This is a genomic window from Veillonellaceae bacterium (genome assembly GCA_025992895.1).
Classification (GTDB): Bacteria; Bacillota; Negativicutes; order Veillonellales; family Dialisteraceae; genus Dialister.
This window is the reverse complement of the sequence record DAJPGA010000001.1, coordinates 1,628,316-1,642,057: the sequence shown is the minus strand read 5'-3', so window position 1 is coordinate 1,642,057 and position 13,742 is coordinate 1,628,316. Positions and strand designations below refer to the sequence as shown.

Sequence of the window (13,742 nt, the reverse complement as noted above, 5' to 3'; positions counted from 1 at the left end):
CGGGAGGTGCGGCTTTGAATTTCACAATTCATGACTTGCATGCACAGCTGGTCAATAAAGAAATATCAGCTGTTGAATTAACAAAGAAAGTTATTGCGCATCGTGACTCCGTCGAGAAGGATGTTCATGCATATCTCTCGCTTAGCGATGCAAAAGCACTGGAAAAAGCGGAAGAAGTGGATGCCAAGATTGCAGCAGGAGAAGAAATCTCTGATCTGGCGGGTATTCCGGGAGCCATTAAGGATAATATCTGCATCAGCGGAGAAACCTGCACAGCTGCATCCAAGATGCTGGAACACTGGGTTGCTCCCTATGATGCCACTGTCATTGAAAAACTTAAACAGCAGGATTTCATCTCTATCGGAAAGACGAACATGGATGAATTCGCGATGGGGTCTTCTACAGAAAACTCCGCTTTCGGACCGACAAGGAATCCATGGAATCTGGATTATGTTCCTGGCGGCTCTTCCGGCGGCTCTGCTGCAGCAGTAGCTGCAGCAGAAGCAGTCTGGGCTCTTGGTTCTGATACGGGCGGATCCATTCGCCAGCCAGCTTCCTTCAATGGCATCGTAGGTCTCAAACCTACCTATGGACTTGTTTCCAGATATGGCCTTCTGGCTTTTGCATCTTCACTCGATCAGATCGGCGGCTTGACGAAAGACGTAACGGATGCTGCCATTCTCTTAAATGCCATTGCCGGGTACGATGCAAAGGATTCCACATCCATTCCTCAGGATAAAAAAGATTACAAGAAATCTCTTGTGAATAACGTGAAGGGAATGAAGATCGGTGTCCCGAGAGAATTCTTTGGCGAAGGGATTAAGCCTGAAACCAAAGAGGCTGTCAAAAAGGCACTGGCCTTCTATGAAAAGGAAGGCGCTGAGCTTGTCGATGTTTCCATCCCGCATATTAACAGCGGCGTTTCTGTTTACTATATCATTGCTCCAGCAGAAGCAAGTTCCAACCTTGCCCGTTATGACGGCGTAGGCTTCGGATATCGTGCAGAAGGCAAAGATATCATTGATATGTATATCAAGACAAGAAGCACAGGCTTTGGCGAAGAAGTAAAGCGCAGAATCATGCTTGGCAACTATGTTCTGTCAGCAGGGTATTATGATGCATACTATCTGAAGGCACTGAAGGTGCGCACCCTCCTCAAGCAGGAATTTGATGAAGTATACAAATCCTGTGATGTAATTGCAGCTCCTTCTGCATCCGGGACATCATTCAAGTTCGGCGCATTCTCTGATCCGCTCTCCCTGTACATGGAAGATATCTGCACGGTTCCGGTTAACCTGATCGGTGCTCCTTCCATCAGCATCCCGGTAGGATTCCATGAAGGAATGCCTCTTGGCATGCAGCTGATCGGCAAGCCGCTTGGCGAAGAAACAATTATTCAGGCTGCATATACTTTTGAACAGTCTCATCCTGAATTTACAAAAATTGCACCGAAAGGAGAGATTAAGGCATGAAATATGAAGCAGTGATTGGCTTGGAGGTTCATACGGAACTCCAGACAACAACGAAAATCTTCTGCGGCTGCAAGACATCATTCGGCGCTGAACCAAATACAAATGTATGCCCGGTCTGCTTGGGGCTTCCAGGTGTACTTCCTGTCCTGAATAAAAGAGTACTGGAATTTGCAGTACGTGCAGGCCTTGCCCTGAATTGCGAGATTTCCCGCTTCAGCAAGTTTGACCGCAAGAACTATTACTATCCGGATCTTCCTAAGAATTTCCAGACATCGCAGTTCGATCTTCCGATCTGCGAAAGAGGCCATCTTGATATCGAAGTGAACGGAGAAAAGAAACAGATCCGCATTACAAGAGCACATATGGAAGAAGATGCCGGAAAGCTTGTTCATCATGGAACATCTATTACCGATTCCGACTATTCCCTTGTTGACTATAACCGTACAGGTACACCGCTTCTTGAAATCGTTTCTGAACCTGACATGCGTTCTGCCAAGGAAGCTGTTGCGTATCTTGAAAAAATGCGCGCAATCCTGCAGTACATCGGTATTTCCGACTGCCGTATGGAAGAAGGAAGCCTTCGCTGTGATGCGAACGTTTCTGTCAGACCTGTCGGCCAGAAAGAACTTGGCACCAAGACAGAAATCAAGAATATCAATTCTTTCAAAGGCGTAGAAAAGGCAATTGAATACGAAGCGCTGCGTCAGGCAGAAATCCTTGAAGACGGCGGAAAGATCATCCAGGAAACAAGAACATGGGATGAAAAGGAAGGCGTCACAAAGAGCATGCGTACCAAGGAAGAAGCGAACGATTACCGCTACTTCCCGGAACCGGACCTTGCACCTTTTACAGTTTCTGAAGAATACATTGAAGACATCCGCAAAACCCTTCCGGAACTTCCGGATGAAAGACGCGAACGTTACATCGCAGACTTCGGCCTGTCCTCTACGGATGCCCAGTACATGACAAACGACAAGGATACCTCCGATTACTTTGAAAAGGTGGTCGAAGCAGGTGCAGATCCCAAGGCTTCCGTAAACTGGATCATGGGCGAATTTGCAAGCCAGCTTTCCAATGCAGGCATAGAAATTTCCAAAGCTCCGGTTACACCAGAAAATCTCGCAAAACTTCTGGCTCTGATCGCTAAGGGAACCATTTCCGGCAAAATTGCCAAGAAGGTTTTTGCTGAAATGTGGAAAGACGGAGCTGATCCGGAAGAAATCGTCAAGGCACAGGGCCTTGTACAGATCAGCGATACAGGCGCACTCAAGGAACTGGTTGTAAAAGTCATTGCCAATAATCCAAAGGCAGTAGAAGACTTCAAAGCCGGCAAGAAGAAAGCTGTCGGTGCTCTGGTCGGACAGATCATGAAAGAAACCAAGGGCAAGGCAAATCCAAAAGTAATCAATGAGTTGCTGAATGACGAACTGAAAAAGTTATGATAGATGATAGAAAAAGCGAGAATGTTGAGCCTAATCAGGAAGAGCCGAAAGTGATGTCTGATCAGGAAAGAGACAATTTTCATGGGCTGACATTAAATGAAGATGGGAGACGGGATGATCCAGAGGAGGATACGGAAATCCGTATTCACTTTGTGGATATAAAGAAGATTCCTTTATGGAAGAAAATCCTTTTTGGTGCCGCCTTTGTCATTTTTGTTGCCATTGCTCTCGTGATGGCATGGTTCTTTATGCTCGGCGGCGCAGCTGTTTTTGCTTTAGGTCTTATTATTTATTTGCTGAAAAAATACATATTCTGATAAAAAGCTGCCTGCCGGCAGAATCATCTGCCGGCGGGCAGCTTTTTAGGTTAGAAGAGTATGACTTTGAGGATTCGTCAAATATATTCAAATATTTAGAAAATAAAATAAAGCGTCTATATTGAAAAAATCAGATATGCATGTTATAATACTTGCAGAACGTTAAAAGTATTCTATTTAGAATTATTCTAGTAATTATATGATCAAGGAGGAATTGTACTATGTCTTTAAATGGAAAGAAGATTAGCGAATTCAAGCTTCAGGCTTATCAGAATGAAGATTTTATCGAAGTAACCGATAAGGATCTGCTCGGCAAGTGGAGCGTTCTGTTCTTCTATCCGGCAGACTTCACATTCGTTTGCCCGACCGAACTGGAAGACCTGGAAAACAAGTATGCTGATTTCAAGAAGATCGGCTGCGAAATCTATTCTGTTTCCTGCGACACCCATTTCGTTCACAAAGCTTGGCATGAATCTTCTGACAGAATCGGCAAGGTTGAATATCCGATGATCGGCGATCCGACCGGCAAGCTTGCTAAGGATCTTGATGTATACATCGAAGATGCTGGCCAGGCAGAAAGAGGAACCTTCGTCATCAACCCGGACGGAGAAGTCGTACTCTATGAAGTAAGCGCAGGCAACATCGGACGTAATGCTGATGAACTGCTCCGCAAGGTTGAAGCTGCTCAGTTCGTTTACGAACACGGCGATGAAGTTTGCCCGGCAAAATGGCATCCAGGTGAAGAAACCCTGAAACCATCCTTTGACTTAGTCGGCAAATTATAATAAAACGGAGGCATCATGGAAAAGTTTTATGATGCCATAGTAGTAGGCGGGGGGCCAGCTGGGCTCTCCGCCGCTATTTATATGGCGAGAGCGCGTTTCAGAGTCCTTGTAATAGAAAAGGAAAAAGTTGGCGGGCAGATTACAATTACCGCAGAAGTTGTCAACTATCCGGGGATATTTTCCACGAATGGCGAAAAACTTACTGCTGAAATGGCTCGTCAGGCAAGAGCATTCGGAGCGGAATTCCTGAATGCAGAAGTGACCGGAATGGATGTGGATGATGATTACAAAGTCGTTCATACCTCCAACGGTGATTTCAAAACACTGGGAATCATCTTTGCCGGCGGGGCACATCCGCGTCTTGCCGGTTTCAAAGGGGAAAATGATTTCCGCGGCCATGGCGTGGCATACTGTGCAACCTGCGATGGTGAATTCTTTACAGGAAAGACCATTTTCGTCGTAGGCGGCGGTTATGCGGCTGTCGAAGAAGGGCTGTTCCTTACAAAGTATGCCAAGAATCTGATTGTTGTCGTAAGAGGAAATGATTTCAGTATTGAATCTGCAGCTGTGGAAGAACTGAAAGATAATAAGAATACGAAGATTCTTTACCATACACAGATTGAGGAAGTAAAAGGCGATAATGCTATCCGCAAGGTTGTCCTTAAAGACAGACAGACCGGAGAAGAAACAGTATATGAAGCGGATCCCAATGACTTCTACGGCGTATTCGTATTTGTCGGATATGCTCCTGAGAATGCCCTTCTCAAAGGGAAAATCGATCTTGATGAAAAGGGATACGTTATTACCGACCGCGACCAGAAAACAAATGTTGACGGCGTTTACGCAGCCGGTGATATCTGCGTCAAGAACCTCAGACAGGTTGTAACAGCTGTATCCGACGGTGCTGTGGCTGCAACATCTCTGGAGAAATATCTGGGAGCCCAGTTCAGAAAACTGAATCTGAAACGTACTTATGTAAAGAATCTGGTCCCGAAAGAAAAGAAGCAGGAAGCTGCTGCTGTTGCAAAAGCGAAACCGGAAGCATTCCTCGATGATCAGACAAGACAGGCTCTTGCTCCTGTCCTGAACCGTTTTACGAATCCGATACTGCTGAGGCTCTATAAAGATGATTCTCATCTGTCTCAGGAAGATGAAAAGATGGTTCGTGAACTGTCTGAAATCTCGGACAAGGTTAAGTTTGAAATTGTCCAGGCATCTGAGGGAATGGAGCATACGATTGCCATCTGCAATGCGGATGGAGAAGACCTTGGACTGCATTTCCACGGAGTTCCTGGCGGTCATGAATTCAATTCCTTCATTCTTGCCATGTATAATGCCGCAGGACCTGGGCAGGATATCGGAAAGGATGCGGAGGCAAGAGTTGCGGCAATCAATGAGAAGAAGCATCTGAACATTGCAGTTTCTCTCTCCTGCACGATGTGCCCTGATCTTGTTGCCGCAGCCGAACGTATTGCTGCAGGAAACAAGAATATCACAGTCGATGTCTATGATCTGGCGCATTATCCCGACATGCAGCAGAAATATAACATCATGAGTGTTCCCTGCATGATCGTTAATGACGATGATGTGCATTTCGGAAAGAAGAATGTAACCGAACTTCTTGATATACTCCACGCTTAAGATGGAATCCTGAAATTGAAGGCAGTCTGACGTATATTCGTCAGGCTGCTTTTTAATTTAGTATCTACCTTTTTAGCCTCAATTGATCAGTTTTCTGATACAAATTGAAATATATACTACACTTTTAGCCAAAATATGATACAATAAGTTTAAATATTAATATTATGTATACTGTTTTGGAGGCATGAAATGAACAGACAACTTTCAATGGAATTCGTAAGGATTACCGAACAAGCTGCATTGAAGAGCGGACGGCTGATGGGAACCGGCGACAAGGAAGGGGCTGACCAGGCTGCTGTCGACGGAATGCATGAACAGTTCGCAAAGACACCGGTTTCCGGCACTGTTGTTATCGGGGAAGGCGAAATTGATGAAGCTCCGATGCTTTATATCGGGGAACATGTAGGTGCAGGCGGAGAAGAAGTTGATATCGCTGTAGATCCGGTAGAAGGAACGAATCTCGTTGCCAAAGGACAGGATGGGGCCATTGCAGTTTTAGCTATTGCTCCTAAGGGATGTCTGCTTCATGCTCCGGATATGTATATGCAGAAGATCTGCGTCGGACCAAGAGCAAAGGGCCGTATCGACATCAATGCTTCCGTAACAGAAAATCTGAAAAATGTTGCTGATGCAATGAACAGAGAAATTTCTGACCTGACAGTTGTTATTCTTGACAGAGAACGTCATGAAAGCATTATCAGAGAAGCCAGAGAAGCAGGCGCAAGAATCCGTTTGATTACAGATGGTGATGTAGTTCCTTCCGTAGACTGCGGTATTCAGGGAAGCGGCATTCATATGGTATTGGGATCCGGCGGAGCACCGGAAGGCGTTCTTGCAGCTGTAGGACTTAAATGCCTCGGCGGTGACATGCAGGCAAAACTTCTGCCGCATACAGAAGAAGAACTGACAAGAATGAAGAAAATGGGAATTGATGATCCGAACAAGGTGCTGACTCTTGATGATCTGGTAAAGGGCGATGACTGCATTTTCTCTGAAACCGCCATTACTGACTGCGCACTCCTGAAAGGTGTAAGATATTTCGGAGATGGCGCAAGAACAAGCACTCTCGTTCTCCGCTATAAGACCGGAACTGTACGTTTCGTTGATACCATCCATCGTTTCGGAGATAAAAAACCAGCAGTCCGCCTGTGGTAATACCCCCGGATTTATTAACTTAATAGATCAAGCTAAACAGGAAAGCAGCCATGAAAGCCGCTTTCCTGTTTTACGTAGGGCGCCCTTTTCTGCGGATTGAGATCTTCTGATCGGACTGATTTCCTTCTTTATCTTTTATTTAATGGCGCAAGATTGCTTTATGTTGTAAAATAAAAGGTACGATTTACTAAAAGGGGATTTAAGCAGATCGCTTACTATGGAAATGAAAAGGGGTTTCAACATATATGCATGAAATTTTAGACTGGATCTACTCAATCGTAGTGGCATTGTTCCTGGCAATGCTGATTCATATTTTTCTCTTTGTACCGACAAAAGTATCAGGGTCGTCCATGTATCCGACTTTGACAAATGGAGAGTATCTCATTGTTTCAAAAATCAGCCATGTACTTAGAGAAACTCCAAATTATGGGGATATCGTCATTATAGACAGTCGGACCCACAGGGAAAGATCCTGGATGGATGATCTCACAGAACCGCTTGATAATTACATTGCCATTTTCGAGCATAGTAATCAGGGACATAATATCTGGGTCAAACGCGTTATCGGAAAACCGGGAGACAAACTGGAATTCCATGACGGACACGTATATAGAAATGGCGAAAAGCTGGATGAACCATATATCAATGAACCAATGGAATTTTCAATGGACGGGTCTTATACTGTTCCTGAAGGCGATGTATTCGTCATGGGGGACAACAGGAACCACAGCTCTGACAGCCGTTTTATCGGGCCGGTTCCGATCGATCATGTCCTTGGCAAGGTATGCCTGCAGCTGTAACCCTGCCAGGCATGCTGCATCCATGCATTTTTGATTCATGAAATTCCCTGTGATAAAATGATTGCAATCATCGGGCGGTTTCAATGATAAGTTATACAGATGGAAGATTCAAAGGATAATAGGAAGGGAAGTTTGTTATGGCACATTGCAATGAAAAATATTTAAACTTGCAGAGCGCTTGTCTTTTTGATGAATTGAGCGAAAAACAGAATACATACAAGGAATCTCATCCTGATGCAGATATCATTTCGCTGGATATTGAGGATGGAACACAGCCGCTTGCACCATTTGCTGCTGAAGCCATGAAAAAGGCTGTGGACGAGTTGTCCCGCGGCGGGGCATTTGGCACCCGCGGCCTGGAACAGGGATATCTTTTCCTGCGCGAAGCTATTGCAAAAAATGATTTCCAGTCCAGAGGCTGCGATATTTCACCAGATGAAATTTTCGTCAGCGATGGTGAAAAATGTGACATTGGAAATATGCAGGAAATTTTTTCTGAAAGTGATATCGCTGCAGTAACAGACCCTGTATATTTTCCTTATGTCGACAGCAATGTCCTGGCCGGCCGCGGCGGGAAATTCATCAACGGCGCATACTCGAAGCTTGAATATCTTCCCGGCTATGAAGAATGTGATTTTAAAGCAAATCTTCCGCAGCATGATCCGATGATCATTTATTTATGCTCGCCGAATAACCCGACAGGAACCGCTTTGAACAAGAGCAATCTTACGATGTGGGTCAAATACGCAAAGCAGACGGGATCTGTCATCTTCTTTGATGCTGCTTATGAAGCCTTTATTACTGAGCCAAATATTCCGCACAGCATTTATGAAATCGAAGGAGCTAAGGACGTTGCAATTGAATTCCGCTCTTACTCTGAAACGGCAGGACTCACGGGTCTTCGCTGCGGGTACTGTGTCGTTCCGAAGGAACTGATGCTTGAAACAAAGAAAGATGACAAGGTTTCAGCCAATGAACTGTGGAAACGCCATCAGCGTGCAAAGTTCAATGGATGTTCCTATATCGTTCAGCGCGGAGCAGAAGCAGCCTATACGGAAGAGGGTAAAAAGCAGATTCAGGATGCACTTGCTGTTTATCGCGAAAATGTAAAGGTCATCATGGATGCCTGCGAAGAATCCGGCCTCAATGCATATGGCGGTGTCAACAGCCCGTATATCTGGGCAGCTGTTCCGGAAGGAATGACAAGCTGGGAATTTTTCGATTTCCTGCTTGATAAGGCGCAGGTCATCTGCTCACCGGGTTCCGGATTCGGCCTGTGCGGTGAAGGCTTTATCAGACTGACAGCTTTCAATACTCCGGAACTGACAAAAACAGCAGTTGAAAGAATGAAGAAAGCCCTGAAAGAATTATAAGAATGATTTTGCCCGGGTAGATTGGGAAAGTATTTTAGTTTGTTTGAAAGTGGGTTGAAAATGAGTACAAATCTTCAAATTGGTATTGTCGGCTTGCCTAATGTCGGCAAGAGTACATTATTTAATGCGATCACGAAAGCCGGCGCAGAAGCTGCCAACTTCCCGTTCTGTACGATTGAACCAAACGTAGGTATAGTAGAAGTACCAGATCATCGTATTTATGATCTGGCAAAAATGTTTAATCCTAAAAAGATTACACCTGCTTTTACCCGTTTTGTTGATATTGCAGGGCTCGTTGCAGGGGCATCTAAAGGTGAAGGACTTGGAAACCAGTTCCTCAGCCATATCAGGGAAACTGATGCAGTCGCTCATGTCGTACGCTGTTTTGAAAGCGGGGATATCACTCATGTCGAAGGCACTGTGGATCCTGTGCGTGATATGGGGATCATCAATACAGAACTCTGCCTGGCAGATCTTGAAAGCGTCGAAAAGAAGAAAACGAAAGTGGCAAAACTTGCTCAGGCGGGGATTAAAGAAGCAAAGGCTGAACTTCCCGTTCTGAATAAAGTATTTGATACACTGCAGGAAGGTATTCCTGCAAGAACGCTCGACCTTTCTGAAGATGATCTTGCTGTCATCAGGGAACTGAATTTAATCACATTGAAGCCAGTGCTTTATGTTCTGAACATTTCAGAAGATGACATTGCCGATCCTATGAAGAATGAGTATGTAAAGAAAGCTTCAGAGGAAGCCGAGAAGGAAGGCGCCAAGTGGATTCCTATTTCGGCTGAGATTGAAGAAGAAGTTTCAGAACTCGATCCGGAAGAAGCCAAGATGTTCCTGGCCGATTTGGGCGAAGATGAACCAGGTGTCAACCACTTGATCCGCGCTGCCTATTCCATGCTGGGCCTTATCAACTTCTTTACCGTCGGACCGGATGAATGCCGCGCCTGGACAGTAAGAGCAGGAACGAAAGCTCCTAAGGCGGCAGGGAAGATTCATAGTGATATTGAACGAGGCTTTATCAGAGCAGAAATCGTTTCTTATAATGATTTAATGCAGTACGGTTCGTATGCAAATGTCCGTGAAAAAGGACTGCTCAGGGTAGAAGGAAAAGATTATATCATCCAGGATGGGGATGTCGCTTATTTCAGATTCAATGTCTGATATTCAGGCATAAAAACAGCTCTGCGTTGCATGACTGACGCAGAGCTGTTTTTATGTGATCAATTAGTCTTAGGCTCTTCAAAGGCACTGTTCTTGAAGTAGAAGTAAATGAAAAATGCTGTTGCAATGACAAATCCGATGAGGGCAGTGATTTGCGCACTCTTGAGATCCAGTGCATAAGTTCCGTAATTCCCGCGGAAAAATTCAAGAAAGAATCGCAGGAGGGAATAAAGCATAATATAAAGGCAGAACGTTGTGCCTTTTGGGTGCTTGAAGCAGGAGTACCAGATCAGCAGGCAGAAAATAATCAGATCCCCCTGACATTCCCATACTTCAGCCGGCCATAGGGGCTGCGGGCCATACGTCTTGTACGCCAGTGTTGTTGCCGGATACAGAATTCCGTATCCAAGTCCCGTGGGATGGCCGAATGCATCCCCATTCATGAAGTTGGCGATTCTGCCGACTGACTGGCCAAGGATGATGGCAGGCGTAACTATATCTGCAAATGGAAGGATCGGTATATTTTTCTTCCTTAGAAAAAAGTATGCGGCAACGCAGGCAAAAATGACACCGCCCTGGATGGCCATGCCGCCCTGCCATACATAAGGGATTTCCGTCAGGTGATTGTGGTAGTAATCCCAGTCAAAGAAGAAAACGTCCCAGAGCCTGCCTCCTATAATACCGAAAAAAGCGATAGTCAGGCCTAAATCAAAAATACAATCTTCCCATCCGGTTCTGCTTTTCTTCAATAGGAAATAAGCCATGATACAGCCAAAAATAATGGCGAGTGAAAAGAAAATACCATAAAACCGTATGGGGAATCCACCAATGAACGTTAAATATTGATGCATGAATACACTCCTTCTTATTATATTTTGAAATTGCTTTTATGGACTATAGAAATATTATACTATGCTTATTCCATAAATATAAACTTTGATTAGTTGATAAATGGCCGGTAGTGTATAGAAAATGAATGATTATCCTGAAATAGAAGATGTTATTAAATGGGTAAAGCAAGAGATAATAATCAATCCAGGAGATATGTTTGCTGAAAATTTAAGAATTCTTTAAATTTTTAGCAAACGGTATGTTTCTTATCTTTTACAACTTGAATTTGATTAAAGCTATGGTATCATAAATATGAGAGAAAAATGGAATTCATTAATCACAAATTCATCATTTTCGCAGAAAATAATAATAATAATTTCTAATAATAACTTGTTAAAAGTATTCTTGCGAAAATGTCTCTCAGCTTTTTTTGTTATTTGGAGGAACCTAAAATGAGAAACTGTGTATTGATTCTTGAACCAGATGCAGGTGTGAGCCGGTTCATGCAGTTGAAACTGGAAGAAGAGGGATTCAACTGCCTGACTGATAATACCGGGGATTCTGCTGTAGATCTGGCAGGCCAGCGCCAGGTTGATATTATTTTGCTTGATCCGGATGCAGCGCCAAAAAACGGAATGGAACTTTTGGGTAAAGTTCGTGAAATCAGTTCTATACCGATTATATACTTGTCTTCAGATAGCAGCGTCGATACTAAAGTTGCTGTTTTGAATGCAGGGGCTGATGATTATATTACAAAGCCATATGCAACGAAAGAACTGGTTGCAAGAATCCGTTCTGCCTTAAGACGCCATGAAGAGCCCAAAGTTGTAACGGATCCTTCTTTTACGATTGGGGATCTTTCCATTTACCCGGATCGTCATGAAGTTCGTGTTGCCGGGGAAGCAGTGGATCTGACGAAGAAGGAATTCGATCTGCTGCTGTTTTTGGCGAAGAATAAGAACAGAGTCCTGAAGAGAGAAGAAATACTGGAAAAAGTTTGGGGCTATGGATACGCAGGAAAGACAAATATTGTTGATGTCTACATCAGGTACCTGCGCAGCAAGATTGATGAAAAGCTAGGAAAGAAGTACATACATACCGTTCGCGGAATCGGGTATGTAGCAAGAGACTGATATGATAAAACAAGTAATCGTAGTTGAAGGAAAATCTGATATAGCAAGAGTGGGCATGGCTGTGGATGCGGACATGATTGCAACGGAAGGTTTTACGCTTCGCCCTGAGGTAATTGAGAGGATCCGTCTGGCTTACGAAAAGCGGGGAATTATTATCCTGACGGATCCGGATGGCCCTGGAGAAAGAATAAGAAAGCGTTTGATTAAGCTTTTTCCAAAGGCGTTGAATGCTTTTGTCCCAAAAGAGGAAGCATCCACAAAAGATGACGTTGGAATCGAGGATGCGTCTCCTGAATCGATCAGAAAAGCATTGAATAAACTCCGGATCAGCAGCTTGGAAGACTCATGCTTGTTTTCCGAGGAAGACTTATTTAAAGGCGGCCTCATTGGGAAAGCTGATTCTTCATCGAAAAGGGAAGCAGTTGGTGCTGTTCTTGGTATAGGGTATAGCAACGCAAAGCAGTTTTTAAAAAGATTAAATCATTATGGTGTTACACGTGAAGAGTGGGAAAATGCTTTGCAGGTGTGCCAGAAGGAGTGTTCATGCTAGATGCAAACTTAGCTGACCGGAAAGTGGTTCAGTATGTCATTAATCGTTTTGGAATTCACGCGAAGCACAGATTGGGACAGAATTTTCTCGTCCGGCCGGATATTGTAGCCGCTATAGCAGATGCAGCTGAAATAACACCGGATGTTTCTGTTATGGAAATAGGGGCAGGCATTGGCACGCTTACACAGGCTTTGGCAGAAAGAGGATCGGACGTCATTGCCTTTGAAGTGGATCAGAGCTTAAAACGTGTTCTTGATTCAACATTGGAAAAATACAAGAATGTCACTATTATTTATGAGGATGTTCTGAAGGCCGATCTCAAAGGAATTTTAGGAGATAAAGAATGGCACTGTGCGGCAAATCTTCCGTACTATATAACAACGCCTATACTTTTATCCCTGATTCATTCCAATCTTCCCATTTCCCTTTTTGTGTTTATGATGCAAAAAGAAGTAGCCGACAGGATTCTGGCAAATCCGGGCACGAAGGACTACGGTGCGCTTACTCTGGCTGTACAGTATTACTGCACGGCTGAGCGGGTTCTGGATATTCCTCCAACAGCATTCATACCGCGTCCTCAGGTCACTTCCACCGTCTTAAGGCTTAGAAGAAGAAGTGAGCCTGCTGTTGCCGTTAAGGACAGCAAGCTTCTCTTCAGCTTGATCAAGATGGGCTTTGCACAGAGAAGAAAAGTCTTTACGAATGCCGTCAAATTCGGCGGCATACCTAATGAAATCAGCGGAAAGATTTTTGAGGTGACGGGGATCGATGGATCAAGAAGAGGAGAAACATTCTCGCTTGAGGAATATGCAGCCCTTGCGGATGCCTGGTATGATCTGATTCACGATTAATCGTTTTGCCTGTTGAGTATTTGGTTCTATTTACAAATAAGTTCTCAAGGAATATAATAAATATCAAATATAACATGATGATGAAGAATGGTTTCTTTTGATGCTGATCAGAGACCTGACGGCTGGTGTGAGTCAGGGCGGAGAAAAAAACTTCCACTTCGGAGTGGCCGGTGATGAATCGGACGGCTGGTGACCGATAAAAACCATGAGCTGGCTTTTATGCAA

Annotated in this window: 13 protein-coding genes; 12 read left to right on the top strand and 1 reads right to left on the bottom strand. The window is 44.3% G+C overall.

Annotation, left to right across the window (positions count from 1 at the left end; genetic code table 11):
* Window positions 1-14 precede the first annotated feature (14 nt).
* The 9 genes from gatA (at window position 15) to ychF (ending at window position 10,152) form a co-directional block, all read left to right on the top strand.
* Complete coding sequence (gatA, locus tag OIM03_07110) at window positions 15-1,472, top strand: Asp-tRNA(Asn)/Glu-tRNA(Gln) amidotransferase subunit GatA (GenBank protein HJI74045.1); 1,458 nt, start codon at window positions 15-17, stop codon at window positions 1,470-1,472.
* Complete coding sequence (gatB, locus tag OIM03_07105; GenBank protein ID HJI74044.1) at window positions 1,469-2,914, top strand: Asp-tRNA(Asn)/Glu-tRNA(Gln) amidotransferase subunit GatB; 1,446 nt, start codon at window positions 1,469-1,471, stop codon at window positions 2,912-2,914. Before gatA ends, gatB begins: the two co-directional genes overlap by 4 nt.
* Window positions 2,911-3,231: a hypothetical protein gene (locus OIM03_07100; GenBank protein ID HJI74043.1), complete on the top strand. Its 321-nt coding sequence runs from the start codon at window positions 2,911-2,913 to the stop codon at window positions 3,229-3,231. Before gatB ends, OIM03_07100 begins: the two co-directional genes overlap by 4 nt.
* A gap of 221 nt (window positions 3,232-3,452) precedes the next feature.
* Entirely contained in the window at window positions 3,453-4,016 is a 564-nt protein-coding gene (ahpC, locus tag OIM03_07095) for an alkyl hydroperoxide reductase subunit C (GenBank protein HJI74042.1), read from the top strand.
* Window positions 4,017-4,031: 15 nt separating this feature from the next.
* On the top strand, window positions 4,032-5,657 hold the full coding sequence (locus OIM03_07090; GenBank protein HJI74041.1) for an FAD-dependent oxidoreductase: 1,626 nt from the start codon (window positions 4,032-4,034) through the stop codon (window positions 5,655-5,657).
* Window positions 5,658-5,846: 189 nt separating this feature from the next.
* Window positions 5,847-6,812, top strand: coding sequence for a class II fructose-bisphosphatase (gene glpX / locus OIM03_07085; GenBank protein ID HJI74040.1), 966 nt, complete (start codon window positions 5,847-5,849; stop codon window positions 6,810-6,812).
* A 245-nt stretch (window positions 6,813-7,057) separates the two neighbouring features.
* Complete coding sequence (gene lepB / locus OIM03_07080) at window positions 7,058-7,612, top strand: signal peptidase I (GenBank protein ID HJI74039.1); 555 nt, start codon at window positions 7,058-7,060, stop codon at window positions 7,610-7,612.
* 137 nt (window positions 7,613-7,749) lie between these two features.
* On the top strand, window positions 7,750-8,985 hold the full coding sequence (locus tag OIM03_07075) for an LL-diaminopimelate aminotransferase (GenBank protein HJI74038.1): 1,236 nt from the start codon (window positions 7,750-7,752) through the stop codon (window positions 8,983-8,985).
* A 60-nt stretch (window positions 8,986-9,045) separates the two neighbouring features.
* Window positions 9,046-10,152: a redox-regulated ATPase YchF gene (gene ychF / locus OIM03_07070; GenBank protein HJI74037.1), complete on the top strand. Its 1,107-nt coding sequence runs from the start codon at window positions 9,046-9,048 to the stop codon at window positions 10,150-10,152.
* A 59-nt stretch (window positions 10,153-10,211) separates the two neighbouring features.
* Here the strand turns inward: ychF and lgt are convergent, their stop codons facing one another.
* Window positions 10,212-11,003 carry a prolipoprotein diacylglyceryl transferase gene (lgt, locus tag OIM03_07065; GenBank protein ID HJI74036.1) on the bottom strand — a complete coding sequence of 264 codons (792 nt, stop codon included), beginning with the start codon at window positions 11,001-11,003 and terminating at the stop codon, window positions 10,212-10,214.
* A gap of 432 nt (window positions 11,004-11,435) precedes the next feature.
* On the opposite strand from lgt, the gene OIM03_07060 reads away from it, so the two are divergent.
* The 3 genes from OIM03_07060 to rsmA are packed head-to-tail and all read left to right on the top strand — an operon-like array spanning window position 11,436 to window position 13,517.
* Window positions 11,436-12,116 (top strand): response regulator transcription factor, encoded by a 681-nt coding sequence (locus OIM03_07060; protein ID HJI74035.1) that lies wholly within the window; start codon window positions 11,436-11,438, stop codon window positions 12,114-12,116.
* 1 nt (window position 12,117) lies between these two features.
* Entirely contained in the window at window positions 12,118-12,666 is a 549-nt protein-coding gene (rnmV, locus tag OIM03_07055; GenBank protein HJI74034.1) for a ribonuclease M5, read from the top strand.
* The gene (gene rsmA / locus OIM03_07050) at window positions 12,660-13,517 is read left to right on the top strand and encodes a 16S rRNA (adenine(1518)-N(6)/adenine(1519)-N(6))-dimethyltransferase RsmA (GenBank protein HJI74033.1); all 858 of its coding nucleotides are present in this window, start codon (window positions 12,660-12,662) and stop codon (window positions 13,515-13,517) included. Before rnmV ends, rsmA begins: the two co-directional genes overlap by 7 nt.
* Window positions 13,518-13,742 lie beyond the last annotated feature (225 nt).

What these genes read in the sequence shown, in the direction of transcription:
- ahpC (HJI74042.1), top strand. Translation starts at nt 3,453, where the DNA reads ATGTCTTTAAATGGAAAGAAGATTAGCGAATTCAAGCTTCAGGCTTAT.
- rsmA (HJI74033.1), top strand. Translation starts at nt 12,660, where the DNA reads ATGCTAGATGCAAACTTAGCTGACCGGAAAGTGGTTCAGTATGTCATT.
- ychF (HJI74037.1), top strand. Translation starts at nt 9,046, where the DNA reads ATGAGTACAAATCTTCAAATTGGTATTGTCGGCTTGCCTAATGTCGGC.
- OIM03_07060 (HJI74035.1), top strand. Translation starts at nt 11,436, where the DNA reads ATGAGAAACTGTGTATTGATTCTTGAACCAGATGCAGGTGTGAGCCGG.
- glpX (HJI74040.1), top strand. Translation starts at nt 5,847, where the DNA reads ATGAACAGACAACTTTCAATGGAATTCGTAAGGATTACCGAACAAGCT.
- lgt (HJI74036.1), bottom strand. Translation starts at nt 11,003, where the DNA reads ATGCATCAATATTTAACGTTCATTGGTGGATTCCCCATACGGTTTTAT.
- OIM03_07090 (HJI74041.1), top strand. Translation starts at nt 4,032, where the DNA reads ATGGAAAAGTTTTATGATGCCATAGTAGTAGGCGGGGGGCCAGCTGGG.
- gatB (HJI74044.1), top strand. Translation starts at nt 1,469, where the DNA reads ATGAAATATGAAGCAGTGATTGGCTTGGAGGTTCATACGGAACTCCAG.
- lepB (HJI74039.1), top strand. Translation starts at nt 7,058, where the DNA reads ATGCATGAAATTTTAGACTGGATCTACTCAATCGTAGTGGCATTGTTC.
- OIM03_07075 (HJI74038.1), top strand. Translation starts at nt 7,750, where the DNA reads ATGGCACATTGCAATGAAAAATATTTAAACTTGCAGAGCGCTTGTCTT.
- rnmV (HJI74034.1), top strand. Translation starts at nt 12,118, where the DNA reads ATGATAAAACAAGTAATCGTAGTTGAAGGAAAATCTGATATAGCAAGA.
- OIM03_07100 (HJI74043.1), top strand. Translation starts at nt 2,911, where the DNA reads ATGATAGATGATAGAAAAAGCGAGAATGTTGAGCCTAATCAGGAAGAG.